Origin of the sequence: Microcoleus sp. S36b_A4 (assembly GCF_036700645.1) — a bacterium.
GTDB lineage: Bacteria > Cyanobacteriota > Cyanobacteriia > Cyanobacteriales > Microcoleaceae > Microcoleus.
In genome coordinates, this window is the sequence record NZ_JAUBPI010000023.1 from 50,631 (window position 1) to 75,009 (window position 24,379).

The 24,379-nt window shown below is 45.8% G+C and carries 21 protein-coding genes; 14 read left to right on the forward strand and 7 right to left on the reverse strand.

All coding sequences use genetic code 11. The features are described 5' to 3' along the window. Positions 1-11: 11 nt before the first annotated feature. Positions 12-938 (reverse strand): geranylgeranyl diphosphate synthase CrtE, encoded by a 927-nt coding sequence (crtE, locus tag QUA03_RS09915; RefSeq protein ID WP_333211682.1) that lies wholly within the window; start codon positions 936-938, stop codon positions 12-14. Positions 939-1,209: 271 nt separating this feature from the next. Here crtE and QUA03_RS09920 point away from each other — a divergent pair, with 271 nt between their 5' ends. Continuing rightward, entirely contained in the window at positions 1,210-2,415 is a 1,206-nt protein-coding gene (locus QUA03_RS09920) for a transposase (protein WP_333211683.1), read from the forward strand. A 56-nt stretch (positions 2,416-2,471) separates the two neighbouring features. Here the strand turns inward: QUA03_RS09920 and QUA03_RS09925 are convergent, their stop codons facing one another. Further along, the gene (locus QUA03_RS09925) at positions 2,472-3,353 is read right to left on the reverse strand and encodes a LysR family transcriptional regulator (protein ID WP_333211685.1); all 882 of its coding nucleotides are present in this window, start codon (positions 3,351-3,353) and stop codon (positions 2,472-2,474) included. A gap of 110 nt (positions 3,354-3,463) precedes the next feature. Between QUA03_RS09925 and QUA03_RS09930 the strand changes: the two genes are divergently transcribed. The 4 genes from QUA03_RS09930 to QUA03_RS09945 all read left to right on the forward strand — a co-directional run bounded on the left by QUA03_RS09930 (position 3,464) and on the right by QUA03_RS09945 (position 6,661). Then, positions 3,464-3,952 (forward strand): GNAT family N-acetyltransferase, encoded by a 489-nt coding sequence (locus QUA03_RS09930; RefSeq protein WP_333211687.1) that lies wholly within the window; start codon positions 3,464-3,466, stop codon positions 3,950-3,952. Between the two features lie 98 nt (positions 3,953-4,050). After that, positions 4,051-4,833, forward strand: a complete 783-nt coding sequence (locus QUA03_RS09935) for a methyltransferase domain-containing protein (protein ID WP_333211689.1) — start codon at positions 4,051-4,053, stop codon at positions 4,831-4,833. A gap of 57 nt (positions 4,834-4,890) precedes the next feature. Further along, positions 4,891-5,670 (forward strand): class II aldolase/adducin family protein, encoded by a 780-nt coding sequence (locus tag QUA03_RS09940; RefSeq protein WP_333211691.1) that lies wholly within the window; start codon positions 4,891-4,893, stop codon positions 5,668-5,670. Between the two features lie 109 nt (positions 5,671-5,779). Continuing rightward, a complete protein-coding gene (locus QUA03_RS09945) occupies positions 5,780-6,661 on the forward strand; it encodes a TauD/TfdA family dioxygenase (protein ID WP_333211693.1) in 882 nt (293 codons plus the stop codon). 255 nt (positions 6,662-6,916) lie between these two features. On the opposite strand, the gene folD is transcribed toward QUA03_RS09945, so the two are convergent. Beyond that, on the reverse strand, positions 6,917-7,786 hold the full coding sequence (gene folD / locus QUA03_RS09950) for a bifunctional methylenetetrahydrofolate dehydrogenase/methenyltetrahydrofolate cyclohydrolase FolD (protein ID WP_333211694.1): 870 nt from the start codon (positions 7,784-7,786) through the stop codon (positions 6,917-6,919). A 144-nt stretch (positions 7,787-7,930) separates the two neighbouring features. On the opposite strand from folD, the gene QUA03_RS09955 reads away from it, so the two are divergent. Together QUA03_RS09955 and QUA03_RS09960 are read left to right on the forward strand one after the other, a co-directional pair. After that, a complete protein-coding gene (locus QUA03_RS09955) occupies positions 7,931-8,362 on the forward strand; it encodes a DNA-binding protein (protein ID WP_333165902.1) in 432 nt (143 codons plus the stop codon). Positions 8,363-8,557: 195 nt separating this feature from the next. Continuing rightward, positions 8,558-8,980, forward strand: coding sequence for an NUDIX hydrolase (locus QUA03_RS09960; protein WP_333211695.1), 423 nt, complete (start codon positions 8,558-8,560; stop codon positions 8,978-8,980). Positions 8,981-9,080: 100 nt separating this feature from the next. Here the strand turns inward: QUA03_RS09960 and QUA03_RS09965 are convergent, their stop codons facing one another. After that, a complete protein-coding gene (locus QUA03_RS09965) occupies positions 9,081-9,629 on the reverse strand; it encodes a LeuD/DmdB family oxidoreductase small subunit (RefSeq protein WP_333042404.1) in 549 nt (182 codons plus the stop codon). A gap of 177 nt (positions 9,630-9,806) precedes the next feature. Here QUA03_RS09965 and QUA03_RS09970 point away from each other — a divergent pair, with 177 nt between their 5' ends. The 5 genes from QUA03_RS09970 (at position 9,807) to QUA03_RS09990 (ending at position 18,114) form a co-directional block, all read left to right on the forward strand. After that, entirely contained in the window at positions 9,807-10,685 is an 879-nt protein-coding gene (locus tag QUA03_RS09970) for a hypothetical protein (protein ID WP_333211697.1), read from the forward strand. Between the two features lie 533 nt (positions 10,686-11,218). Next, on the forward strand, positions 11,219-13,444 hold the full coding sequence (locus QUA03_RS09975) for a GAF domain-containing sensor histidine kinase (protein WP_333211698.1): 2,226 nt from the start codon (positions 11,219-11,221) through the stop codon (positions 13,442-13,444). Between the two features lie 443 nt (positions 13,445-13,887). Further along, positions 13,888-15,567, forward strand: a complete 1,680-nt coding sequence (locus tag QUA03_RS09980) for an AarF/ABC1/UbiB kinase family protein (protein ID WP_333211699.1) — start codon at positions 13,888-13,890, stop codon at positions 15,565-15,567. A 224-nt stretch (positions 15,568-15,791) separates the two neighbouring features. After that, the gene (galT, locus tag QUA03_RS09985; RefSeq protein WP_333211700.1) at positions 15,792-16,880 is read left to right on the forward strand and encodes a galactose-1-phosphate uridylyltransferase; all 1,089 of its coding nucleotides are present in this window, start codon (positions 15,792-15,794) and stop codon (positions 16,878-16,880) included. A gap of 121 nt (positions 16,881-17,001) precedes the next feature. Then, positions 17,002-18,114, forward strand: a complete 1,113-nt coding sequence (locus tag QUA03_RS09990) for a M24 family metallopeptidase (protein ID WP_333211701.1) — start codon at positions 17,002-17,004, stop codon at positions 18,112-18,114. A 276-nt stretch (positions 18,115-18,390) separates the two neighbouring features. Here the strand turns inward: QUA03_RS09990 and QUA03_RS09995 are convergent, their stop codons facing one another. The 3 genes from QUA03_RS09995 to QUA03_RS10005 form a co-directional block, all read right to left on the reverse strand. Further along, the gene (locus tag QUA03_RS09995) at positions 18,391-18,642 is read right to left on the reverse strand and encodes a TIGR02450 family Trp-rich protein (protein WP_242725377.1); all 252 of its coding nucleotides are present in this window, start codon (positions 18,640-18,642) and stop codon (positions 18,391-18,393) included. A 761-nt stretch (positions 18,643-19,403) separates the two neighbouring features. Then, on the reverse strand, positions 19,404-19,628 hold the full coding sequence (locus tag QUA03_RS10000) for a hypothetical protein (RefSeq protein WP_006635912.1): 225 nt from the start codon (positions 19,626-19,628) through the stop codon (positions 19,404-19,406). A gap of 1,492 nt (positions 19,629-21,120) precedes the next feature. Further along, the gene (locus tag QUA03_RS10005; protein ID WP_333211703.1) at positions 21,121-22,956 is read right to left on the reverse strand and encodes a caspase family protein; all 1,836 of its coding nucleotides are present in this window, start codon (positions 22,954-22,956) and stop codon (positions 21,121-21,123) included. A gap of 281 nt (positions 22,957-23,237) precedes the next feature. Between QUA03_RS10005 and QUA03_RS10010 the strand changes: the two genes are divergently transcribed. Continuing rightward, entirely contained in the window at positions 23,238-23,939 is a 702-nt protein-coding gene (locus QUA03_RS10010; protein ID WP_333084954.1) for a V4R domain-containing protein, read from the forward strand. A 93-nt stretch (positions 23,940-24,032) separates the two neighbouring features. Beyond that, complete coding sequence (locus QUA03_RS10015) at positions 24,033-24,299, forward strand: hypothetical protein (protein ID WP_333211705.1); 267 nt, start codon at positions 24,033-24,035, stop codon at positions 24,297-24,299. Positions 24,300-24,379 lie beyond the last annotated feature (80 nt).

The following is a 24,379-nucleotide window of genomic DNA, read 5'->3' on the forward strand; positions in this document are numbered from 1 at the left end:
GTTTAGTATTTCTAGTTACTGCGGCTGGTAATAAAATCGGCGATAGCCAGCAGCGGTAGAGCTTTGCTCCCAAACACTGCCAATTGAGCCTTAGCATCAGCAACAAGCTGCGAGGCTTGGCGCCGAGACTCCTCAATTCCCCACAAACTGGGATAAGTGACTTTTCCTGCTTGAACATCTTTGCCAGCAGTTTTGCCCAGTTCTTCTTGGGTAGCAGTAATATCCAAAATGTCGTCAATGATCTGGAAAGCCAACCCAATATTTTGAGCGAAACGAGACAGCCGCTGCAAATCGGGAGCCGAGGCACCAGCCAGAATTGCCCCACAAACTACGCAGGCTTCTAACAGCGCGCCTGTTTTATGAGCGTGAATGTAATTCAAAGTTTCCAGAGAAACATCTGTCTTTCCTTCCGATTCCAAATCAACCACCTGACCGCCTACGAGTCCAGCAGAACCCGATGCCCGCGCTAAATGGGCGATCGTCTGCAACACCTGTTGGGGGGGTACGTTCTCAGTTTTAGTGGCGATAAATTCAAAAGCATAGGTCAACAAACCATCGCCAGCCAAAATGGCAATATCCTCGCCGTAGACTTTGTGGTTCGTCAGTTTGCCGCGCCGGTAGTCGTCATTGTCCATTGCCGGCAAATCGTCGTGAATCAGCGACATCGTGTGGATCATTTCCAAAGCGCAAGCTGTCGGAATTGCCATAGATGTAGTGCCGCCGGCCAGTTCGCAGCTAGCCAGACACAGGATCGGACGCAGGCGCTTGCCCCCCGCTAGCAGCGAGTAGCGCATTGCTTCGTAGATTTTCTCTGGGTAGATGACCGGGAGTGCACTGTCGAGAGCTACCTCGATCGCCTCTTTTCGATGGACTAGATAAGTAGATAAATCGAAAGAGGATTCCGGTTGGGACGAACCCATTTCTGTTGCCAATACCATCCCTTGCTCTCTTGTACTTAATATTTATATGGGATATTGTGAGCCGTTGGGGTCGCATCGTGCCGACTTTTACGGCAGTAGTTGCTCGAACTCCGAGCATCAATTAATCATTCTACGGGTGTTGTTGCACAGAAAATCTTTGAGTTTTGATAAGTTTGTCAAATTGCCAGTTAATCTAAAATTTACCAAAAATAATGGGTTTAAAGCCCCGTCCTTCTAGGATGGCTTTCTTTAACTGTGGTATACTTACGCTAGTTATGTCAGCGTAAGTATGCTTGTTTTTGAGGCAAAACTAGAGGGACAAAGCGAGCAGTACGAGCGGCTCGATGAAGCCATTCGTACTGCTCGCTTTGTCCGCAATAGCTGCCTTAGATACTGGTTGGACAACAAGGGGATGGGTAAGTACGAGTTGAGCGCCTATTGCGCTGTTCTCGCCGCATTGTTTCCGTTCGCCGGCAAACTTAATTCCCAAGCTCGACAAGCTTCTGCCGATCAGGCTTGGAGTTCTATCGCTCGGTTTTATGACAACTGCAAAAAAAACAAGCCTGGGAAGAAAGGCTTTCCACGCTTTAAGAAGCATCAAACACATGGCTCTGTTGAATATAAAACAACGGGCTGGAAGTTGTCGTTCGATAGACGAACTATCACCTTCACTGATGGGTTTGAAGCCGGAAGCTTCAAGATGTGGGGAACTCGTGACCTGCACTTCTACCAGTTTAAGCAGATTAAGCGAGTGCGTGTTGTTCGTAGAGCTGATGGGTACTACGTTCAGTTTTGCCTTGACCAAGAACGGGTAGAGAAGAGAAAGCCAACGGGTAAGACTGTTGGACTGGATGTTGGATTGACTCACTTCTACACCGATTCTGACGGTCAGACAATCGAGAACCCCCGTCATCTGAGAAAGTCCGAGAAAGCGATAAAGCGTCTTAGTCGTAAATTTTCTCGCACCACCAAAGGGTCGAAAAACAGAGTCAAAGCGAGAAATCGCCTGAGTCGAAAGCACCTCAAGGTAAGTAGGCAGCGTAAAGATTTTGCCGTGAAGTTGGCAAGATGCGTCATCCAGTCTAACGACTTGGTTGCCTATGAGGACTTGCAGGTGCGTAACATGGTTAGAAACAGACAACTGTCAAAGTCTATATCTGATGCTGCGTGGTCGGCTTTCCGTCAATGGTTAGAATATTTTGGCAAGGTGTTTGGTGTGGTAACGGTTGCCGTACCACCGCACTACACTTCTCAAAACTGTTCCAACTGTGGGGAAGTCATCAAGAAGTCTTTGAGTCAAAGAACACATCGCTGTCACCATTGTGGTTTTGTAATAGACCGAGACTGGAATGCAGCAATTAACATACTTGAGTTAGCACTCCGTACCGTGGGGCACATGGGAACGTTAAACGCCTCTGGAGACATCGACCTCTGCATTGGTGAGGCAACTCCTCAATGTAAGCCGAGTCGTGGAAAGAGGAAGCCCAAGAAGTGATTCTTGGAATCCTGCGGTACGGCCGGGGAGGATGTCAAAATCTCAAATATCAAATCTCAAATCCGCTGCTGCTGTCTGGCGACTTCCAAAAACCGCTGCACCGCCGCCGTTGGATCGCTGCGCCAAATTAGAGCGATCGCCACAATGCAGGTTGATTCTGGCAAAGATTTGTAAACAACCCCGCTGCGCTGAAAATTTTGCATCGACTCAGGGACGATCGCCACTCCCATCTCGGCGGCTACCAGACTCACAATGGTTTGCATTTGAATTGCTTCTTGAGCTGCGATCGGGCTAAAACCTGCTTGCTGACAAAGACTGACGATCGCATCGTACAATCCCGGAGCCTGGGAACGGGGAAATAGGATGAACGGTTCCGTGGAAAGTTCGCGTAATTCAAGATGCGTGCGATCGACCAAATGATGTGTTTCTGGCAGTGCCACGATCAGCGGTTCTCGAAAAATGATTTCAGAATTTATCCCATCTTCCTCAACCGGAGGACGCACGAAGCCGATATCAATTTGCCCGAATCGCAGCCGCTGCAACTGTTCGTTTGTCGTCAGTTCGTGCAGTTCGAGCTTGACGGCGGGACACCGAGTGCGAAACGCCTGCAAAATGGCTGGAACCACGTTGTGTGCTGCAGAACTCACAAAGCCGATCGTCAGTTGGCCGAGTTCGCCGCGACTTGTCTGCCGGCCGAGTTGAATTGCTCGATCGACTTGCTGCAGAATTTTCCCGGCTTCCTCGAAAAAAACCTGTCCCGCTGCCGTTAACTGCACCGTCCGCTTGGTGCGGCGAAACAGTTGAAACCCCAACTCTGCCTCTAAATGCTGGATTTGTTGACTCAGTGGAGGTTGAGCAATATGCAGTTTTGCCGCTGCACGAGTGAAATTCAGTTCCTCTGCAACTGCAATGAAATAACGCAAATGCCGAAGTTCCATAGCTCCCCAATCATTTATATTTTAAAAGTATAAGTTGTTAGTTAAACATATATTGGACATTTATGATGGCATTTAATACAGTGATTAATAGGCGAATTGAGAATTAAACAATGGCTAATTTGGATATCAAAATTAGAGAAGCAGAGCTGGCAGATTTGGAATTAATCCTGGATTTTATTTCACAAAAAAGCGAGTTTGATGGATGTAAAAATCTGTTGAAAGCAACAGCCGATAAATTGCAGGAAACCTTGTTTTGCCAGCCTCCGCTAGTGCGGGTTTTGTTGGCTGAAGTTGCAGGAACAGCGGTAGGCTTTGCTCTTTTTTATTTCTCATATTCAAGTTTATTGACGCAGCCGTGTCTTTGGCTTGATGATTTATTTGTCATAGCTCCTATGCGCGGTATGGGAGTCGGTACAGCACTGTTAAAGTCTTTGGCACGAATTGCTGAGTCCACAAATTGCGGGCGAATGGAATGGACTGTTAATACTGGCAATGCGCCGGGAATTGCTTTTTATCAAAAGCAGGGAGCGCGGATTTTGGAAAATATTAGGGTTTGCCGTATTGATGGAAGTGCGATCGCCCAACTCGCTAACAAATAATTTGATTGGTTGTGTGAAGAAGGTTTTTTGTTAACCGCAGGGAACACAGAGAAAATAGATAAAACAGATAAATAGAAGACAGATTTAGGGTAGTTATCATGGCACAAAATTCTTGGAATACCGCTCTTTATGAGGGAAATCATGCTTTTGTTTGGCGGTACGGTGAATCGCTTTTGGAGTTACTAGATCCGAAGGCGGGTGAACAAATTCTGGATTTGGGCTGCGGTACGGGGCAGCTAACTGAAAAAATTGCTCAAACGGGTGCTTTGGTGCAAGGTTTTGATTCATCTTTGTCAATGATTTCCACGGCAAAAGTTAACTATCCTCACATTAATTTCTCCGTCGCAGATGCGAGAAATTTTCAAGTAGAAAAGCCGTTAGATGCTGTGTTTTCTAATGCAGTTTTGCACTGGATTAAGCAGCCGGATGCTGTGATTAATTGTGTGGAAAAAGCGCTGAAGCCGGGAGGGTGTTTTGTGGCTGAGTTTGGCGGTAGGGGGAATGTGGATGCGATCGTCCGCGCACTTTTGAGTGTTTTGTCAGAAATTGGCTGCGAGGAGCCTGAAGCGCTTAATCCTTGGTATTTTCCGAGTATTGGCGAGTATGCTGGGCTTTTGGAAAAGCAGGGATTTGATGTGGGTTATGCGGTTTTGTTCGATCGCCCGACTCCCCTAGAAGGTGGCAGCGCGGGTATGGTAAATTGGATTGAAATGTTTGCTGGCGGGTTTTTGTCGGGGTTGTCTGATGATGTGCGATCGCAGGTAATTAACGCAGTTGAAGAACGTTTGCGCTCGGCGCTGTACCGCGATGGTAATTGGATTGCAGATTACCGCAGAATTCGCGTTGTTGCTGTCAAAAATTCCTATTTAAATTGTGTATGAAGATCAAAATTAGCTTAAAATCACCCAACCCTGTCAAATTCAGTTGACACGCCTTCTATGCCTACATTAAAAGAAAAAGAACCTCAATCCATCTTTGATCCTCCGACTTTTGCTAAGGTCGAGGAAGAACGCCGTCATCGCAAGCAGCGCCTTGCAGCAGCCTTACGTCTGTTTGGACACTTCGGGTTTAGTGAGGGCGTCGCGGGACACATTACCGTCCGCGACCCTGAACACCTGGATTGCTTCTGGGTCAATCCGTTGGGTAAACACTTCAGTCTCATCCGGGTCAGCGACCTGCTGCTGGTGAACCATGAGGGTGAAGTTATAGAGGGGCATAAGCCTATTAACACGGCAGCTTATGCAATCCATTCTCAAATTCATGCAGCCCGTCCTGATGTCGTGGCAGCAGCACACGCTCATTCAATTTACGGCAAAAGCTGGTCTAGCCTCGGTCGTCTCCTCGACCCCCTCACCCAAGATGCCTGTTCCTTCTACGAAGACCACAGCCTGTTTGATGACTACACGGGAGTAGTTCTCCAGCTTCAGGAAGGCAAGCGCATAGCAACAGCACTAGGAGAGAAGAAAGCCATTATCCTCCGCAACCACGGTCTACTCACGGTGGGTCATTCAGTTGATGAAGCGGCTTGGTGGTTTGTGGCAATGGAACGTTCTTGTCAGGCGCAGTTGATGGCAGAGGCGGCTGGCACCCCCATCCTTATCGACTCTGACAATGCTCGTCTGGCGCAGCGCCAGGTAGGCTCACATCAGGTAGGCTGGTTTAGCTTTCAACCGCTTTACGAATTAATCGTACATCAACAACCTGAACTGCTGGAGTAAAGCAGGTTTGATGTATTTTGAATCAAGGACTATTTAGAAATCTCAATGAATCGGCACTGATTGTTTCAACCACGCTCTGTACACAGTAGAAAATAGCTAGGAGATAGATATGAAGGTAAATACACAGCTTTTATCAAAAAATGTTGGTCAACAAATCATCAATACGGATAATATTAATATTTTAGACCTGGACAGGGAAGAAATTATTAACCTGTTTAAATCTTATGGTTTCTTGCTGTTTAGAGGGTTTGAAAATAGTGTTGACACTTTTACGCAATTCACTAACTCCCTTAGTAAAGATTTTCTAGATTACACCGGAGGCGTCTTTAATCGCCGAGTAATTAATGGGAATGCAACTATTTTAAGCGTCAATGATTTTAAGGACGAGATTAAATTACATGGAGAAATGTACTATCAGCAAGATATTCCGTTGATGCTTTGGTTCTTCTGTGCTCATCCAGCATCACAAGATGGTGAAACAATATTATGTGATGGGAGGCAATTTTTTAATGAACTGAGTAGTCCCCTCAAAGAGTTATTTAGCAAGAAAAAACTAAAGTATGTTGGTCATTTGAATAAAGATGCTTGGCAGAAGCAATACAAAACTAATGATTTAAAAGTAGTAGAACAGACCTGTATAAGGAATAATTTATTGTTGCAAATAAATGACGATGAATCCATTGATCTTCAATATATTTGTCCAGCAATACATCCTAGTAGATGTGGGAAATATCCGACCTTTATCAGCAGCTTATTGCCAGCAAAACATAGATATAAAAACACTGTTTTCTTTGAGGATAATTCAGAAATTACTGATGATATTGTTTCTGAGCTTAATGAAGTGGCTGATAGAATAACTACAGAGATATCCTGGCAAGCAGGGGATATTCTAATGGTTGACAATACTAGGATAATGCATGGAAGAAGAGCTTTCTCTGATCATCAACGAGATATTTATTTGCGGTTATGTTCTCCAGCGTTTCCATTCTAAATCCAACTCCACGCAATCACGGTAAGAGCATCTCAATCAGACTGGGAAAAAAGACTTGATAATTTTCATTATGTAGTCATCATTGATCGCAGCTCGTAGTCTTTTCTGGCGTCAGCTAGGCTTGAAAGTGTTTTTTTGATTGACAGCATTAACTGCAATATTTGTAGGTGCGTTGCTTCCTGAAAACTCGATTTTTTCACCCAATTTTTTAGCAGCGACGCACCCTAACTTAGGTGTACTTCTAATGACTAAAGACTACTTGATACTGTAACTCGAAACCGTATTTTCCAAAAGCATAGCAACAGTCATCGGCCCGATTCCTCCTGGCACCGGCGTGATAAATTCGGCTACTGTTTTAACAGCATTAAAATCAACATCTCCGGCCAAACGACTCGTACCGTCTGGATTGACGACGCGGTTAATACCGACATCAATTACTACTGATCCAGGTTTGACCATATTAGCTGTAATCATTTCTGTGCGGCCGACGGCGGCGATTAGAATATCGGCTTGGCTGGTAATCGATTCTAGGTTTTTCGTCCGCGAATGAGCGACAGTAACAGTGCAATCGGCTTCTAATAGCATCAGCGCCATAGGTTTACCTACCAAAATACTCCGTCCCAATACAACGGCATTTTTTCCTTTCAAATCAATCTGGTATTCCTGCAATAACCGCATCACTCCGGCGGGAGTACAACTTCGCAAACCTTCCTCCCCGCGCACGAGACGGCCTAAATTTACTGGGTGAAGTCCGTCAGCATCTTTGTCGGGGGCAATTTGGTACAGCAGCGAAATTGCATCTAAGTGCTCTGGTAGTGGTAATTGCACTAAAATGCCATCTACTCGATCGTCCTCGTTGAGCGCACGAATTGCAAGTTCTAGTTCGGCTTGAGTAGCGTTTGCGGGGTAATGCTGGCCGAAGGAAGCTATGCCAACTTTAGCGCAGGCTCGCTCTTTATTGCGAACATAGGCTGCGCTAGCTGGGTTGTCGCCCACCATCAGCACCGCAAGTCCGGGAGGACGGCCCTTTTGGGGTTGTAGGGTGCGGACTCGATCGCTCAGCTCGGTTTGAATCTTTGTCGCTAAAGCTTTGCCATCTAGTATTTGAGCAGTTTTGGCATCCATTGTAGACTCTGGGTTAGGGGCTGACGATTTTAGATTTTAGCTTAATCCTCGTCAAGGACTACACTAGAGAAATTTCTTACTTGCGATCAATTCTTGGGATTCTGTTAAAGTAAGTCGTATCTCAAATCTCAACTCAGTTGACCAATGACTACTGCAATTAAGCAAGTTTGGGTTCAAAGATTCTGCACCGGCTCTTTATCGCTAATCCTCGCCAGCGGTTTTTTCAGTTGTGGCAATTTACCTCTGTCTCAACTTAATCTTGGCTTTAATGTGGCTAGCATTGGCGACGTTCAACAAAAGCGGCAAGTGGATGCTGAAGTTTATCTTCGGGGAAAGGTAGAAAATCGTGCTCCGTTTGTGGGGAATGCGGCTTATCAACTTGAGGATGGTACTGGCAGTATTTGGATTTTAACCAAGCAAGATTTGCCCCAGCTTGGGGATGAAGTGTTGCTGAAGGGAGAAGTCCGCTACAAGAGTATTACTCTGAAGGAATTAGCCGGAAAAGATTTAGGTGAAATTTATGTTGAGGAAATGGAACAGTTAAAGCGCACTCCCAGTTCAGACAAGGGGAAATAGGCATTGGTTATTTGTTGTTTGTTATTTGATAATTGCTCTTTGTTCCCTCTTCCTTATTTAATATCTGAGGAATACTCCATAATTCATCCGTGTATTCGTGTTAAATAAATAATGACTAATGACTAATGACTAATGACTAATGACTAATGACTAATGACTAATAACTAATGACTACTGACTACTGACTAATAACACATGACTAAAATTCACGTTGCGATCGCGATTTTGTACCAAGACGGCAAGTTTCTCTGTCAGTTGCGAGACGATATTCCTCATATCAGGTATCCCGGACATTGGGCTTTGTTTGGCGGACACTTGGAACCGGGAGAAACTGCCCAAGTGGCTGTATTACGGGAATTATCAGAGGAAATTTGCTATGCTCCTGCAAGTGTTTCTTTTTTCTGTTGCGATGTCGAAAAAGATGTGGTTCGCCACGTTTTTCACGGACAACTTAGTGCGGATGTCAAGGATTTAGTTTTGCTGGAGGGTTGGGATATGAAGTTGTTGACCCCGGAGCAGATTCGGGCCGGCAAATGCTATTCTGAGCAGTCAGGAGATGTGCGACCTTTTGGCATTGCTCACCAGCGTATTTTATTGAATTTTATTGACTCGATTTGAGAAAATTTCCACGCACCCTAGATGGGAGCGGTTTGAGCAAAGAGATATTCGTAAGGTGGACGGCAGAGCCGTGCACCCTACATTGCAGGGGGTTTAACAGTTAAGAGCGAGCCGCAATCATTCCCGTCTGGCGCGCGTAGTCAAACAATCCTCCGGCATCAATTACGGGGCCTACTTCTCCTAAAGGTTTGAGCGAGAAAGTTCGATCGAGAGTGTGGTTGACAATTACCTCTGCTGTAAAGTCGATCGTCACTTCTTGGCCGGTTACAAACAAGTCGCAGAGTCGCTCGACTGATTCGATCGGGTACAATTCGCCAGTAGCCGAGCAATTGCGAAAGAAAATGCGTGCGTAAGACAAAGCCACCACTGCTGTGACGCCAGCGGCTCCCAGAGCTATCGGAGCGTGCTCCCGCGAAGAACCGCAGCCAAAATTTTCGCCCGCTATTATAATCGGATACCGGGTTTTCTGTTCGCCGGATTCGATAAACTTACCGTAGCGATCGGGCAACCCAATCATCGCATAACTGCCTAGTTTCTCGTACTCATCCGGCTTCGAGGGAACCAGGGTCAGGTATTCGGCCGGGATAATTTGATCTGTATCGATGTTGTCGTCTACAACAAAAATTTGACCGCTAATTACTTTACCCATAGTTTATTTCCTGTTAGCCTCGCTCGATGCTGTGGTGATAATTTTAAGTGGAACCGTATGCAAGATTTGCATCTGTTTATTTTAACCTGGCAGTGTCAGTGATAACCTGTATGAGTAAAAATTAGATCCGAGACTTTGGATTAACAATTAACAATTGCTAAGCGTCAAGATAGTTTTATGGCAAATCCAATAGATGACATTGCTCGACAAGCTCGCGAGGGCTCGGTTGCATCGATTATTCAAATCCTTAATGACGAACTGGCACTGATAGGGGTGAGGGCCCGAGCCGTGTTTGCAGACGGGGTGCTGCAACTGCTGTGCGAAGCTGCAACGCCCCAACTGCTCGAAGAGTCTAGTTTGGTCGATCGAGTCCGAGAAATTTTGGAACGCATTTCGCCCCACAATATTCGCCGAGTCAACATCAACAGCCGGCTTGTCCGAGAACACCAACTGCTGTGGCTGGAAGAAATTAGCCGCGATCCCGAAAATCAACTTTTGTGGTCTCAAGAAATTAAACTCCGAAAGCCGAATTTGTTCAAGCGTTTAGCTCTGAGCAACCATCACGAACGCCAAGCTCTCGCAGGCAAGCGGGCTTTGCCGAGAATGGCGATACCTCGATCGATGCAGCAACCGCGGCAATTTCAGCGCGGTATCGTCGGCGGCATCAGCTTGACCGTGCTGTTGCTCGCTGCAGCGGCCGCCATTCACAAAGGACTTAATTCCCAAGTGCCAAACAGCACCCAAGCCAGCACCCAAGCAGTTGCCAGTGCCCCTCCCTCGGAGGCAAAATCTGCTTTGAAAATTTCTAAGGAGACTGTTAATTCTGCTGTTGACTCTTTTGCCCAAGCAGTGCGAGTAGCCGAACAAGCAGCCACCGAGGGCAAAACCGCTCAATCTCGCCAGGACTGGTTAGTCGTAGCTGCTAAGTGGCAGCAAGCTTCCGATTTGATGGCCGCTGTGCCTTCCAAGCATCCCCGCTACACAACGGCTCAGAACCGGACGGCACTTTACCGCGAAAATAGCGATAAAGCCCAACAGGAAGCACAAAATAAGTAAGCAGGTAAGTCGGATAAATTTAACCGTAGAGTTTGCCGCGCTGCTCTGGGTGTTGTGGAAAATGAGTTTTTGAGTCAAAACTCGGAAACTCTCAGCTATAGTTATGAGTGATAATTTGGGGATTTTGAATTTTTGCGATCGGCATTACTCGATCGGCCGATTTGTATCAAAATAAAAATTTGTTAAGATCACAAACTTAAAGAGGAAACATCACAGGGTGAGGAGATGGGTGTCACTAAGCGGTCTCTAGAAAAACTTCATACTACTAATAACCGTCAAAATTAGCGGGAATGGCATTGATAATCATCCGGTAAAGGATGGTAGAGTTCATCCCGTACAGCTCCAAGGGTAAAAAACAGGAAAATAGAACTCGGTCAGATCTGGGTATATTTTTACATATCGATCGACCCGCCGACCGGCTGCACAAACACAGAAAGCAGGCTCATAACAACGGTCAAGCCGATAGTTATGGAAAGGTTCTAGATTGGCAGCGGGAGCCGGCTCAAACATCTTAGAATAAAGGCTTGGTTGCCATGATCGATCGCCAGGGAAATCAAGACTTTACTTCGATCGACCGATCGCCGTCAGAGTCTTGCACTGTGCATTTACCGCAAATCGCAGAACCAGTATCAGTCCCAAAATTTCTGGATCGTCTTATGCAGTTCCAGGTCGATCCTGCCCTTATCGGGCGACAAATTTGCCAAATTCTCGCGACCAGCTTTGATCGAGAACTCCTGCTGCTACAAATAGCCAATACTTTGGGGGTTGCATGGGGGGCAGATTTCTGTTTAGTTACTGCTGTGGTTGACCAAAAAGTAGTACATCCGAATGCTTACTGGCAAAATAGCAGCGATTTCCCCTATGTTGCCCGTGTTGCCGATTCCACCGAAACACCGGAACACCCCCAAACCCCTAGATTAAAACCGCCTAGCATATCACTCGAACATCCCGTTTGGGCAAACGTCCTAGCAGACGGCGAGATAGTGGCGATATCCGACTATCTTGATATTCCGGCAGCTTCATCGCCCAATTCCCCTGTGACTGCGCTGCCTTTTCGGGCAATTTTGGCAGGGCCTGCGCGATTTGGAGGGGCGGTAAATGGGATGATAATTGTTGGTAAGTCGCAACCTCACGAGTGGTCAGTAGCCGATCGGCAGCGCCTTGAAGCAGCATCAGACGCGATCGGCAGCGCGATTTCTCACATTCAAAAAACTCAAGAAATTGCCAGCTTAAACGAACAGTTACAGCAACAAGCTAAATACAAAAATCTTCTCAGGTCAGTTGCTGCCTCGATCGACACAAATTCAGAAGTCGATCGAATATTGCAGCAAGTTATTGAAAATACCGTCGATACCCTGGAAGTAGATAGAGGCCAAATCCTCCTATTGAAATATATAGATCCTCTATTTACAACTCGCTCGCCCAATCAAACTCCCAAAGCGAAAGTCGAATTAGTTTGCGAATCAGTTGTAAAAAAAGAGCCAAACAAACAGGCAATAGCACAAAGCGTAGTCGGCAAAAAAAGCTCAACATCCAAAACAAAAAACAAGGATAAAACTGCTAATTCCCAATCCAAAATCCCCAACTCAAAACCCAATAATTATCCCGCTTTTTGGCTGTCAGAATCTAATTTGTGTCACCAAGCATTCCACAGCGCACCCAAACCCCTCGCCCTCGCTGACGCAGGCGCATTAATCGGCAAAGAACAAGAGGCAGCCACAGAAATTTTGAAACTTCAAGGTATTCGTGGCTTGCTGCTGGTTCCCCTCACGCGCGGTAGTCGCCAGGAAACAGTTTTGGGTTTCTTGGTTTTGCAGCACTCGAAGCCGCGCGTTTGGAGCCCGGAAGAATTAGAAGTTCTCGAATCAGTCAGCGCTCAAGTGAGCAAGATGATTATCCAAACTCAAACGCTTAAAGAATTGCAAACCGTAGTTTTAGACAGAACCTCTCAGTTGCAGCAAAGTCTAGACCTGCAGGGGAAACTGTACGAACAATCTGCCAATCAGCTAGAGCAAATGCGGAAATTGAAGCTGATTAAAGACGAGTTTCTCAGCACTCTGAGTCACGAGTTGCGTACCCCCTTAACAATCATGAAGCTGGCGATTCTGATGCTCAAACAAGCTGAACTGCCGTCAGCGAATCGGACTAAGTATCTCGACATTCTAGAACAGCAGTGTTCTAAGGAAACTGCTCTGGTTAACGATTTGCTGGCCCTCAAGCAGTTTGAGCCTCAGCAAGTCCCGATTTCTCTAATCAAAATCGATCTCAACCTTTTATTTCAAGATTTAGTTAGGGATTTTGAAAAACAGTGGGCGGATAAGCAATTGACTCTTAAGGTGGATTTGCCCAAGTTGACCCCTTGCTGGGAAACTGATCTGGACATCCTCAATCGGGTACTGCTGGAACTGCTGACGAATGCTGGAAAATACTCTGCTTCTGGAACGGCGGTAGTTTTGGAGGCGTCTGAGGCAGCCGGCTATATTGTCCTGAGCATTTCTAATTTCGGGCGTGGCATTTCTGCTGCTGATTTGCCCCACATCTTTGATAAGTTCCGCCGTGGCACTGGCATTACTGACCAAGCTATCGCCGGTACGGGTTTGGGTCTGGCGCTGGTAAAGTGTTTAGTGCAGCACTTGAATGGTACTATTGATGTATCAAGCTGTCCGGTCGAAAGTTCAGAAGCTGACACTTTGTGGCGCACATCTTTTACTTTGACTCTGCCGCAATTTGCAGTGGCACTCTGTAATGTAGAAGAATAGTTCGGTTGAGAAGTTGCTGGGAATTGGCAGCGAATAGGCAAAATGAGAAGACTTGCCAGAAGAGAGAGATTTGGAAATGTCGTAAACACTACCAAGTCCTCTGTTTTGAATTGTTGATCTGGTTGCCGTCTAAATTGCCGGTTCTCGATTGCTGATTTTCCACAGGACTTATATTATGTCTGGTTATTGGCTCGTAATTAGCGTCTGTTTGTAGTGAGTACGACTGTCCTATATTTATGAATTAATCAGGACTTGTATTACTTACTAGGAACTTAATTATAATTGTATAGTCGGATTATGATATTACGCAGTATAGACCAAAGAAACTGAGTTTTTTAACTGTTTCAAAGGCCTACAACCCGTATTTTCGTACCAGCGGGTTTCTGCGTCCTGGATGGTTCCCTAAAAATTGTCATGGTGCATGGAATTTGATCGCCAATATTATGCTCACAAAAGCAGCACCTAAAACCCTGCGTTGGCAACGTTCTAAATATTCGCCACTGGCACGGCAAATAGACATTTTTGCAGCGGCGGGAAAGTTTATGTTTTTTTTGTGGTGGGACGCACTGCTGCAAAATAATTCGCCTCATACAAGAAGAATTCGGGCTCATTGGTTAGTCAATACTTTGCTGAATTTAGGCCCGACTTTTATTAAAATCGGGCAGTCTCTCTCGACTCGGGCGGATTTGTTGCCGCTTGAGTATGTGAAGGAACTCGAACAGTTGCAGGATCGGGTTCCTCAGTTTAGTTCCGAAGAGGCGATCGCTCTTGTAGAATCAGAGTTAGGCAAGGATATTTATGCTTTGTACCGCGATTTTGACCCGTCGCCCATCGCTGCTGCGAGTCTGGGACAGGTGCACAAAGCAAGGCTGCACACTGGGGAAGATGTGATTGTCAAGGTGCAGCGTCCGGGTTTGGAAAGTTTATTTGATTTGGATGTAAAGGCGGTACGCCAAGTGATGCGTTTTTGCGATCGCTATCTGCCTGCGACACGCAAATATGACCTAGAATCTATTTATCACGAGTTTTTTAAGATTTTATATCAAGAAATTGACTACCTGCAAGAAGGTAAAAATTCCGATCGCTTTAGCCATAATTTTCGAGAATATCCTCAGATTATTGTCCCGAAAGTCTACTGGCAATACACTACTAAAAAAGTGCTAACTCTAGAATATGCACCAGGGATTAAGGTGGATGACCGCATTAGTTTAGAGGCGATTGGAGTCGATATTGTGAAGCTCAATCAACTTGGGATTTGCTGTTATTTGAAACAGTTGTTAATTGACGGTTTTTTTCAAGCTGACCCGCATCCGGGAAATTTGGCGGTGACAGAAGATGGTAGCTTGATTTTTTACGATTTTGGGATGATGGCTGAGGTGAAGTCTCTGGCTAAAGACCAAATGGTTAAGACTTTTTTTGCTGTGATGAGAAAGGATACTGACGAGGTAATCAATACTTTAATTAAGATCGGCTTGGTTGAGCCGATGCCGGATATGATGCCGGTACGCAGGCTGATTGCTTTTCTGTTGGATAAGTTTATTGATAAGCCGATCGACTTTCAAGCTTTTAATGAAATTAAGAACGAACTTTACATCATGTTCGAGCAGCAACCGTTTCGCTTGCCTGCCGAAATGATGTTTATTATCAAGTCGGTGACGACTCTCGACGGCATTGCTAGAACTCTCGACCCTGACTATAATTTCCTAGCATCCGCTCAGCCTTTTGTCAAAAGTATTGCGGTGAGCAAGGGGCGAGGAAATGCGATCGGAGAATTGGCAAGGCAAGCGCGAAGTTTTATTACATATAAGTTACGGCAGCCCAGCAAATCGCAAGTTTTTCTCAAGCGTTTGGAGCAGCGAATTGAAGAGGGCGAACTGCAAATTAGAGTCCGAAATATCGAGAGCGAAAGAGCCTTGAAACGCATTAATTTAGCCCTGAAAACTCTAATTTTCGCTTGTTTGACTGGTTTTGTGTTTTTGTCGGGTGCTGTGCTGCTAGTGGGCGGATATCAAACGGGGGCGATCGCAGCTTTTGCGGTTTCGGGATTCGGTGGCTTGTTTGTGTTGCGATCGTTGTTAGACTTGTTGGTTAAGGAAAAGCTCGATCGAATAGTCGATCAATAAATATACTGGATAATTGGGAAGTGCGAGCGTAAGCTGCTACGCATTTAAATTGAATCCAGATCCGAGCTCTGGGGCCCGTTCCACAATAGCAGACGTTAGGCTGACGTTGGTACCGCCAAGTAAACTTGTTAACATAATTTGCGACTTTAGGTAGGGGCGGATTCTCAAAGCACGAAGTTATACTCCTAACATATATTAAACGCGATCGCCCGCCCCTACAAAAAATGTACGCCCAAAAATTGCTAAAACCAGACGGCCGCCCACTCACACTGTACAGCCGCTATCCAATCCCAGAAGGTATCGCGGCCGTAAGTCCCAGCAATGAACCCGTAGAGGCAAACCCCCACTTTCGCTGGCATCCTTTGCGGGGGGAATGGGTAGCATACGCCAGCCACCGTCAGGGAAGAACTTTCATGCCGCCGCCGGAATACAACCCGCTGGCAGCTACAATTAACCCTAAGTTTCCGACAGAATTGCCGCCGGGAGATTACGATGTAGCAGTGTTTGACAACCGCTTTCCCTCCATGACTTTGCAAGCCAAAAATGCACCGGGAAATATTGTAGAAACTTTGCCAGCTAAAGGCATTTGCGAAGTCGTTGTTTTTACTCAAGATCCGCTAGCTTCCCTCGGTTCTTTAGAATTATCTCACTTAGAATTGCTGTTAGAAGTATGGGCAGATCGCACTTCAGTTATCGGCAGCAATCCCGAAATTCAATACGTCTTGCCCTTTGAAAATCGCGGCGTCGAAGTCGGAGTGACTTTGCACCACCCCCACGGTCAAATTTACGCTTATCCGTTCGTGCCACCGGTGCCGGCACGGATGTTAGAATGTCAATCGGTTTACTATCAAAAAAATAGTTCCGGCTTGCTGCAAGATTTGATTCAAAAAGAGATTGCTGACAAACAGCGAATTATTTATTTAGACTCCGAGGCGATCGCCTTTGTCCCCGCTTGTGCCCGCTACCCTTACGAAGTGTGGATTGCCCCGATCGCCCCCGCTGCTACATTTATCGATTTGACGGAAAAACAGCGGCAATCACTCGCTAAGGCCTTAAAAACAGTCACCCTCAAATATGACGGTTTGTGGCATCGCCCGTTCCCTTATTTGATGGCTTGGTTCCAAGGGCCCACAGACGGAAAACCCCATCCAGAAGCGCATTTGCACGCCCAATTTTATCCGCCCTATCGATCGAGCGATCGCCTAAAATACCTCGCAGGAACCGAACTCGCCGCCGGAATGTTTGCCAACGACGCTTTACCCGAAGAAAAAGCTAAAGAACTGCAAGCAGTATCTATCGATTTTAGATTTTAGATTTTAGATTTTAGATTTTAGAAATTGTAGATTTTAGATTTGGGAAATGTTAACTAAAATCAGTGATTTTCTTCCTTCTTCCTTCTTCCTTCTTCCATCTTCCTTCTTCCATCTTCCATATATGATAAACTCATTAAACCCAGAAGTTGACAGCAAACTCGAATTCATCCGCAAAGCCTTAACCGAAACAAAAGCGATCGCCCTTCGCTTGCGCGGTACAGACTGGTTTGCCTGGGCCACCGCCGGCGGTTCCCATACAGTATTGCTAACCGCAGAAACCGGAGTTGCAGAAATATTAATTACTGCCGAAAACGCTTGGGTTATCACTGATGAAATCGAAGCTCAACGCTTGCAGGACGAGGAATTGCCAGCCAACTTTCAAATGCACATCTATCCTTGGGCAGATGTTTCACAGCGCGAAGCTTTTGTCAAAGAAATTACTGGTGGCGGTAACGTGATGAGCGATCGACCAATTTCCCAAGAAATGCCAATAATCGCATCTTTACAGTCTCGCAAACAGACAATGATGTCAAGCGAATTAGAGCGATACCGGCTAGTCGGGCGTTTAGCCAGCGAAGCGATGACAGAGGTACTTTCCGCAGCCAAACCAACATGGACAGAATATCAGCTAGCGGGAGCCGGTTCAGAGGCTTTGTGGGCGAGAGGTTTGCATCCAGCACTTACCTTAGTTGCTGGAGAAAGGCGTTTGCCGCTGTACCGCCACGCCACAGCAACCGCCGAACAAATTGGACGACAAGCAATGTTAGTATTTTGCGCGAGGGGATGGGGTTTGTATGCAAATTTAACTAGATTTGTCTGTTTCGATTTTCTTGGGGAAAAGCATTCGGAGTTGCACCGACAAGTCAGAGAAATTGAAGCCGCGGCGCTAAATTTTTGCCGACCGGGAGTAACGCTGAATGCGGTTTATGATACGCTTAAAACTGCTTATGAAGAGCAAGGATATCCTCAAGCAATTGCGGAACACCATCAAGGCGGAACTACCGGATATTTGGCGCGCGAAATTGTGGCCAATCCGGCAACTTCAGATATTTTGGCAGAAAATATGGCTGTGGCTTGGAATCCTAGTTTGTCGGGAGCAAAAATTGAGGATACGTTTTTACTTCACAGCGATGGAACGTTGGAAAATTTGACTTTTGATCCGAATTGGCCGAGTGTAGAAGTAGCGGGAAGGTTGCGCCCTGTGCCACTGGAAATATGGGACGATCAACCTTAGTCAATTTAACTTATCGCTTTAGAGAAAAAAAGTACGCTACCCTACAAAACGCATTAAATTGAGTTCGGATCGCCGTAATTAATGTTTTGTTACATACTTAGGATTTTTCCCACCGACTTACTTAAGCAAAAACGCTGCCACATAAGGGTTTCCCGAACTTGTAGTCATGTAAAAGATTTTTCAAAACCTGCAAAGTCTCACTCCGTATTGGTTTGGATCGGAACGATAGCAGCAGGCGGCGGAAGTTCCCTTCACTCTACCCCACAGCCCTGTCTTTTAGTCGGCAGTTTCTAGTTCCTCTAATTCTTGCGTAGACTGCCATCCAGCTTGCCAGAGCGATCGGTCTTTAAGCTGTGCGGCGTTCAGCCAAAAACGGACATTTGGATCGCAAGCCGCCACCATTTCTGCAAATACCCATTTACCTTCGTTTTTTCGGTTGACCACTTGAAAGTGTCGCCACCCCCAAGTTTTTTGGTGTGAAGTCCATCGGGAACCAACTAAATAAGGAAATTTTTGTTTTTTGCTCACAGTATTTTTGTGAAAAAATATATTAGAAAGCAAGTGAATTGTAATATAGCCATCCTAAATCCTTTGTGTAATTCTTGTAGGGGCAAACCCCCCCGTGGTTGCCCCCATGAGGCCGGGGTAGGCAAAGAAAGGTACTATCCCTACATCTTTGTACGATTTCTGCAAGGATTGCTATAACTCGTTCTGTTTGATGATATTAATTCCCTATTAAAGCTCGTCAAATCCTCTCCCCCTCTCCCCTTCTCTCGAACATACCAAATAATATAGATCCGCAGCAGCTTACATGAGAGTTCACCTAAACTCTATCTGCAAGTAGATGTGTTTATTGTAACTTGCAGCAGTTTCACATCGGGGTTCAAAAGTAAGGGCAGTTCAATGACTGCCCCTGTAATTAGTTATACCTATTGAATAGGATAATTTTTCAAGCGATCCACAAATAGCAAATTTATCCAGTACGAGCTAAATCGTGAATCTCAAATCTAAAAGCAAATAACCCAGGTTATAGTTGTGCAGAATAATCCTTTCTGTGAAACTTACTCAAATCTACTTTTAGAGCAGGTTTGACGTTCACTTCCTGTTTCTAGCAAGGCGGTCGGCCGCTTCTTTATCCACAGGCGTGTTTTCGAGCCCAACTTTCCCTACAAACATTTTTTCAATCTTAATCGTGTTTCATTGATCCTGTACAGCTCAATAAAAACGCACTTTTAGGTAAGATTGACTAATTTCTTTGATTCTGTCGCTACCTCTTGATGACTTTCCTGCTAAGGCTTTTGGCCTGATAAGTCCAGAGGAAGTTGGGGAAGTCGGAGGCGAACCGCATTTGTTTGCAGCCAGAGAGTGATAGCGTGCTTCCGTTGCGGCGTCACGTACTCTCCCGGTCGGATCACGCCAGCACAGACGCCGATGTTTTTAATAAGGGTTTCTCGCTCCGATGAACTTGCACCCTGTAGCAACCTGACTTGGGCTTTGATAAAATCCACGTTCATAGCTGAAAGTAAAAGTAAGTAAAGAACTCAGTTAAATAGCGATGCTTTGATTCCGATTGTAACTCTAAAACCACTTGGTATGAATCAAATTGATTCAACATCCCCATCCTGGGGATCGCGGGGTCTAGAGCTAGCCAACTTTATTTACTTTATCTGTTTTTGCTAGCAAAAGTGTCACTATGCTAGCAGTTTTGGCAGAATTATTTATAGTTAAGAACTGTTACAAATTTGGCTCGATTTCCACAATACGGCAGAGTTTAGTGCTAACGCTACTTTCCTGAACTCAAAAAGTTCAGCATTGTCTCCAACTCCTTGCCTTCCTAGGTTTTAGACTCCCCGATTGGGAAGCGATCGCTCCGGGAACATTCCTCTTCGATCGCCCCTCTTAACACCCCCACACTGCCACATCACCCTATTGATTTAGATCATCCCGTAGACTTGGCTGTGGACTATAACTTCAGGCATACGTGTTGTTACCGCGGCTACAATAAGCGAGCAAGTTTTTATTCTTGTTTCTCAAGAAAATATTTTTTGGATTTTCGTGTACCGCCCTTATTTGTGTTAATTAAGGCAGCTTTGTCATCTCCCGGCTAACGAAGACTCACAGCTTGCGAATCCAGATAATTTGTACTCTGTGGTGGTGAATCTGTTTCCTGAATTCATTGGGGGCGATCGCTCCTCCGCCAGAATTGCCAGTAACGGCTCATTTTGTATACTTCATAACAGATATGTCACTGTTCATAATTTAAAAACAGTACAAGTTTCAACAGTCTTCCATCCGTTTATCGCTCCTAATAGCCCACGAAGAGGGATAAAAAAAATTAACTCTGCATACCCAATTGTTTAAAGCGATTTTGCCTTAGCCACTTGCCTGAGACAGCAATTTGATATAGCCAAATTTGGTAATTATTTAAGTTTAAAATAAACTATAAACTTAGGTAATAAACATACTGAATAGAATTCAAAAATTAACTGTTTTACTTAATTTAAGATTAAATTATTAGGTCTAATTCATAATTTTTAGTAGACATTTTAACACCAATGCTTATTGTTAATAACAACTGATTCGTGACGGTGGAGGTGCAGATTTAGGGAACTTTGGACGTGAATTTAAAATATTAATTAACCGGGTTGCACAATTTGAGACCTTGTGGGGAGTAGGGTTAGGCGTCTCGCCTGCTCTGAAAATACACGCCTTCGGGCTCATGGGTTGATCGCAAAAAAACTTAAAATCATCACGCTATTATGTAACCCCCCATTAACAGCTCATACGATATCTTTTACTCTACAAAAACTAACCTACCAGGCAGCATATAAAATCCCCTCGCGCAGAAGCTGCGGAGGGGAAATGGTGAATAAAATTATTGGTTTTAAATTATCGATGTGTAGATCTCTTTTGGCAGTATCAAAAGGTACCGAGCGATCTATCGACCTACTTCGGCCAGTCGCTAAAATAATTTCCCGGTGGGAAACCGAGAAATTATCAACTAAATCAACCTTTTTTCTGCTGGCGTTGGAGCTTAGTTTTCCAATTGGCGATCTCCTTCTGAGCCGGCTGATAACTCTTAGTACCCGACGGCACCAACGAAGCAGCTTCAACTGCCTCTTTCAGCTTTCCTTGAGAGCCACGCAACTGAGCAATTTTGAGAATACTTTCGCTCCACTCTCCAATTAACTGTTGAGCTTCTGCATACTTCGGCTGACCGGGCTCAATTTTATTAGCTTGCTGGATGCCTTTACTGTAAGAAGAGGCAACCCCCCGCTTAATTAGACGCTTAGCAGCCGATAGCAAAGCAATATTTACATCTTGGTCTTTGGATAGCTCCTCCCACTGAGCGATCGCCTGTTTCGACTGATTGTAAACAGGCTGATTGACATCCGGCATCAATTTAGCCGCGCCGATCGCCCCCTGGAAATCGCCCCGAGCAGCCCGCCCGTTAGCTATATCCAAAATCGTTAAACTCCAGCGCTCAATATCCTGCTGAGCCTGCGGGTAGAGCGGATCGCTAGCCGGAATCGTTCGAGCCTTAACCACCGCCCTATTAAAACTAGAAGCCGAACCATCTTTGAGGAAAGTTTTCGCCTCAGCCCACACCTGCTGGCTGGATGGTGGCTGCTTGGTTCCAGTCCCCGCTTGCACCGCCCGCGGTTGGTTCTGCGATCCCCCAGTACCAGTAAATTTTTGAGATCCAGAGTTTTCGGCATTTTTAGCAGGCGATCGAGGATCTCCTTCCTGCTGACCAATAAAAATTGATTTGTTCGTCACAAAAACACCCAACAGCAGCACCAAAGCCGTAGCTGAACTCCATAAAACTAGCTGCTGCAAAAATGACTTATCCGACCCCCCGTTATGCTCATCCTCCGGCTTTTGCAAGTTCGGTCGATCGCTCCCCCCATCAGCCGGGCCCACAGCATTTGGTGGCGACACAGGTGGCATCTCAACCGACGAATCCTGAGCGTTGCGAACTGCCGGAGGCACATCCATTCGAGCCGTAGCCATTGCCATTTGCGGGCGATCTAACCCATCAGCCGTACCAACCGCCATATTGCCGTTGCGTCCTGCCAACGCAGCAGTTGGTACCCCTGAAGCATCGGGCAAAATCACCAAATTAGCCTTTCCTGGAGGATTCACCACCATCAAAGGTTCTTGTTTCGGACGCAAATGGTGGTCACACAGTTCCGGCAGTCGATCGCTCAAAAAACGGTCTAAACCCTTAATCGTCATGCACTGTCCCGATCGCAGCCCCTCCAAAAGCGCCGTCGTAAAAAACCCCTGACGCAAAGCCGAAGTTTCCCGCGAAACTTGATTCGGGCGGCAAGAAAGCACCGTCGGGATTTCCAGTTCCCGCGCCCGATCGACCGTTTGAGAGCCGATCGTTTCCCCCGCTTTCACAATCTGGCTGCGGTTCATATCAACGAGCACCAATACCGTTTCCGTAGGAGCGTTTTTCAGAGTATTCAACAGCAACTCTACCGGAATCCCTGTACCCTGAATGTCAGCCGGATTGCCGTCAACCGGCATCAAATAATCCTTACCTTCATAGCTGACACCGTAGCCACTAAAAAAACACCAGAGTAAATCTCCCTGTTGCACATGTTCCGCGCACAGGCTTTGGGTCAATCTCAGAATATTTTCCCGATTTGGATAGGTAGATTGACCCCACAGCGACGGCGAGCTATCGGTCATCAGCAGACATCCATCCGGCGCAAAACCCGCCTCCTCAGTCAAAAAACCGTACAGCGCCTCTGCATCCTCTTGGGCATAACTCAAAGGCTGGAGTAACTGATATTGATTGATGCCTATTGCAATACAAGCGTGATTTTTCATCCCCATATGCCCTATATATATAGTGGACAGCTTGCACAAAACGATAACACATACCCGTTTAAGGTTATACCCACTTTCGTCAGCACTCAGAGAGCAGTTGACCGCAGGCAGAACTCCCAACAAGCCCCCCAATTTAGCATCCTAGAATTTTTAATTTTTATATTGCAGTAAAAATTTATATCCTGTGCCTGCCTTTAGAAAAATAAAGTTAAATTGGATACACAGGCCCTTCTATTTGACTTTAATTTCACCAAACTACACCAAAAAGGAATAACCTGCCAATGGTCTCTACCGCCAAAAAAGAAATCTCCCCCCACAGCGAATCGTTACTGAAGCAAAATCATCCCAAAACTCACAGCCACTATAGGTTTCAGGATTTTTTTGCCTTCGATCGCCAGATGGGTACAATTGACGACTGGAATGAGTCACGCAACATTTTTACCAGCGAAGACTTCATTATCGGTTTGGTGGAGGGGCTCGAAGAAGAAGTCGGCCCCGCGTCCTCTGTCATCATGTATACTATTGGTTGCCAGTGGGGACTCCAAGATTCCGAATTTTTTCAAAAATGGTTTAGTGCCGAATACAGCCAGAACATTCGCCAGTCAAATCTCATGTTTCTGCTAGAAACTTGGTGGTGGCCTTTCACGGCTCAAGGTTGGGGTCGCTGGGAAGTGGACATGAGCGATCGCAAACACGGCTGCATCTTCATCAACCTCTTTGACTCAGCAGTTGCTCGCACATTGGGCGACGTAGGCAAACCGGTTTGTCACCTATACGCCGGTTTGTTCGCCGGTTTCTTCGGCTCTTTAGTCAAAAAGCCTCTGAGCTGCATAGAACTTCAATGTTACTCAATGGGAGAAACCTATTGCAAGTTCCTGCTGGGCAACCCAGATAAAATTGATGCAGCAGCATTTTGGCTCAACGAAGGTGCCAACGCCCGCGATATTCAAAATCGACTGCAACACGGTGAAATATTGCGGTAAACAACCTGGAAAGGCACATCCCCTGCCCTGCCTTTCCTCCCACCAATTTCGCGATGAAAGTGCGATGGTGGATTTCTCCAGGCAGGAAGAAAGATGAAAAGTCAAACTTCATGGTTGGACCAATCTGTCCAAGAATTCTTTGGTCACTATAATTGGCTGGGAAAATCTTTAGAAACCTCAAATGGCTCGACCCCCGGTCAACTTCTGAGTTTAACCCAGCCCGTAGCAGACTTTTTTCAAGCTATTTCTTGGGAAGGAATTCCAGAAGTAGGTGCCCTACCCCTACCGCCACCCTTGCCAGTAATTTCTATTTCTGAACAAGCAGAAGTCACCATTGATGACCTATTTGACCTGTTTTAATCTGTGTGCCAAATGGAAAATAAAAAATAGGGCAATCCCTCATCCATCTTCCCTCACCCATCTTTCCTCATCCCTCAAAA

Coding starts and splice junctions, on each gene's coding strand:
- QUA03_RS09980 (WP_333211699.1), top strand. CDS start 13,888: ATGCTCACAAAAGCAGCACCTAAAACCCTGCGTTGGCAACGTTCTAAA.
- QUA03_RS09965 (WP_333042404.1), bottom strand. CDS start 9,629: ATGGGTAAAGTAATTAGCGGTCAAATTTTTGTTGTAGACGACAACATC.
- folD (WP_333211694.1), bottom strand. CDS start 7,786: ATGGATGCCAAAACTGCTCAAATACTAGATGGCAAAGCTTTAGCGACA.
- QUA03_RS09975 (WP_333211698.1), top strand. CDS start 11,219: ATGATCGATCGCCAGGGAAATCAAGACTTTACTTCGATCGACCGATCG.
- QUA03_RS09935 (WP_333211689.1), top strand. CDS start 4,051: ATGGCACAAAATTCTTGGAATACCGCTCTTTATGAGGGAAATCATGCT.
- QUA03_RS09960 (WP_333211695.1), top strand. CDS start 8,558: ATGACTAAAATTCACGTTGCGATCGCGATTTTGTACCAAGACGGCAAG.
- QUA03_RS09945 (WP_333211693.1), top strand. CDS start 5,780: ATGAAGGTAAATACACAGCTTTTATCAAAAAATGTTGGTCAACAAATC.
- QUA03_RS09990 (WP_333211701.1), top strand. CDS start 17,002: ATGATAAACTCATTAAACCCAGAAGTTGACAGCAAACTCGAATTCATC.
- QUA03_RS10005 (WP_333211703.1), bottom strand. CDS start 22,956: ATGAAAAATCACGCTTGTATTGCAATAGGCATCAATCAATATCAGTTA.
- QUA03_RS09925 (WP_333211685.1), bottom strand. CDS start 3,353: ATGGAACTTCGGCATTTGCGTTATTTCATTGCAGTTGCAGAGGAACTG.
- QUA03_RS09970 (WP_333211697.1), top strand. CDS start 9,807: ATGGCAAATCCAATAGATGACATTGCTCGACAAGCTCGCGAGGGCTCG.
- QUA03_RS10015 (WP_333211705.1), top strand. CDS start 24,033: ATGAAAAGTCAAACTTCATGGTTGGACCAATCTGTCCAAGAATTCTTT.
- QUA03_RS10010 (WP_333084954.1), top strand. CDS start 23,238: ATGGTCTCTACCGCCAAAAAAGAAATCTCCCCCCACAGCGAATCGTTA.
- QUA03_RS09940 (WP_333211691.1), top strand. CDS start 4,891: ATGCCTACATTAAAAGAAAAAGAACCTCAATCCATCTTTGATCCTCCG.
- galT (WP_333211700.1), top strand. CDS start 15,792: ATGTACGCCCAAAAATTGCTAAAACCAGACGGCCGCCCACTCACACTG.
- QUA03_RS09955 (WP_333165902.1), top strand. CDS start 7,931: ATGACTACTGCAATTAAGCAAGTTTGGGTTCAAAGATTCTGCACCGGC.
- QUA03_RS10000 (WP_006635912.1), bottom strand. CDS start 19,628: ATGAACGTGGATTTTATCAAAGCCCAAGTCAGGTTGCTACAGGGTGCA.
- crtE (WP_333211682.1), bottom strand. CDS start 938: ATGGTATTGGCAACAGAAATGGGTTCGTCCCAACCGGAATCCTCTTTC.
- QUA03_RS09920 (WP_333211683.1), top strand. CDS start 1,210: ATGCTTGTTTTTGAGGCAAAACTAGAGGGACAAAGCGAGCAGTACGAG.
- QUA03_RS09930 (WP_333211687.1), top strand. CDS start 3,464: ATGGCTAATTTGGATATCAAAATTAGAGAAGCAGAGCTGGCAGATTTG.